Origin of the sequence: Mycobacterium sp. ACS1612 (assembly GCF_001667505.1) — a bacterium.
Taxonomy (GTDB): domain Bacteria; phylum Actinomycetota; class Actinomycetes; order Mycobacteriales; family Mycobacteriaceae; genus Mycobacterium.
Window position 1 is genome coordinate 1 of sequence record NZ_LZHZ01000053.1, and the last position, 1,383, is coordinate 1,383.

The 1,383-nt window shown below is 60.5% G+C and carries 2 protein-coding genes; both read right to left on the reverse strand.

Going from position 1 to position 1,383, the window contains the following annotated elements; translation table 11 throughout:
- The coding region (locus A5724_RS34710; RefSeq protein WP_067806671.1) for an IS3 family transposase at nucleotides 1-784 on the reverse strand (784 nt) is incomplete at its 3' end.
- 44 nt (nucleotides 785-828) lie between these two features.
- Nucleotides 829-1,224, reverse strand: a complete 396-nt coding sequence (locus tag A5724_RS34715) for a helix-turn-helix domain-containing protein (RefSeq protein ID WP_232004921.1) — start codon at nucleotides 1,222-1,224, stop codon at nucleotides 829-831.
- Nucleotides 1,225-1,383 lie beyond the last annotated feature (159 nt).

Sequence of the window (1,383 nt, forward strand, 5' to 3'; positions counted from 1 at the left end):
GGTATTGGACCGGACTCAGGCCCTTGAGCTTTATTGAGATGCGTTCGTCGTTGTACCAGTGGATGTAGACGTCGAGTGCTGTGGTGAAGGCCTCTACGGTGTCGAATCGGTTGTGGTGGAACAGCTCTGCTTTCAGGTGGCCAAAGAAGTTCTCCGCGACGGCGTTGTCGTAGCAGTTGGCTTTGCGTGACATCGACTGCGACGCCTCAGCGCCGTCGAGCAGCGCCCGCCAGGACCGGTGCTGATACTGAAAGCCCTGGTCAGAGTGCACCAGTGGATGCTGGCCGGGTTGCAGCGTCGCAATCGCCGTGCTCAGCGAGGTGAGCGTCAACTGCAGGTTCGGTGATAGCGACCAGGAGTAGGCGATCACCGACCGATCGAACAAGTCGATCACCGGGGAGACATACACTTTGCGATCTGCGACCCGGAACTCGGTCACGTCGGTCACCCATTTCTGATTCGGGGCGCTAGCGGTGAAGTCGCGGTTGAGCACGTTGTCGGCGATGGTGCCGACCTCGCCTTTAAACGAGTTGTAGCGGCGCCGGCGCCGGACCTTGCAGCTCAGACCCAGCGTGCGCATCAGCTTGAGCATGGTCTTCTTGGCCACCTGCCAGCCCTGTTTGGTCAGCACCGCGTGAATGCGGCGGTGGCCGTAGCGGCCGTGCGCGGCCTCAAACGCCTTGCCGATGGCGGCCTTAAGGTCTGCCAGCGGATCGGGCTGGTCATGTTTGGCTTGGTGATAGAAGTACGTCGAGCGAGCCAGACCCGCGACATCCAGCAGCACCTTCAGGGGATATTCGGCCTTGAGGGAGGCGACAGCTTGGGCTTTTACTGTCGTCGTTGCGCCCTCAAGGCCCGCAATTTTTTCAGGTAGGCGTTCTCAGCCCGCAGCCGCAGGTTCTCCTGCTGCAACCGTTCCAGATCGCTCATGTCACCAGGTGTCGGCGGACTGCCACCGCCTGGTGTTCGACCCTTCGGTTTGGGTTTGAGCCCGTCCTCACCGTGGCGACGATAGGCCCGCACCCAGGACTGGACCAGCTTTCCCGAGGACAACGTGTACTCATCGGCGAGCTGGTCAGCCGTGGCGCCCTCGTCAAGGACCCTGCGAACGACATCGAGCTTGAACTCAAACGAATAGGTCGACTTCGTTGGTTTGCCCACCAGTGCTCCCATGCCATGCACACGCCACCGGCGATACAAACCGCGCACCGGCCAGCGACTCACACCCAGATGCCTCGCCACAGCGCTATCGCCAAAACCCTGCTCAAACAACGCTACAGCCGCACTGCGCTGCGCCTCTGTCAACGAACTACACGGATGCAAAAAAGTACTCCCCAGAAGAAGGAACCAAATTTCTCGGTCCAACTTCCGGGGACCACTTCA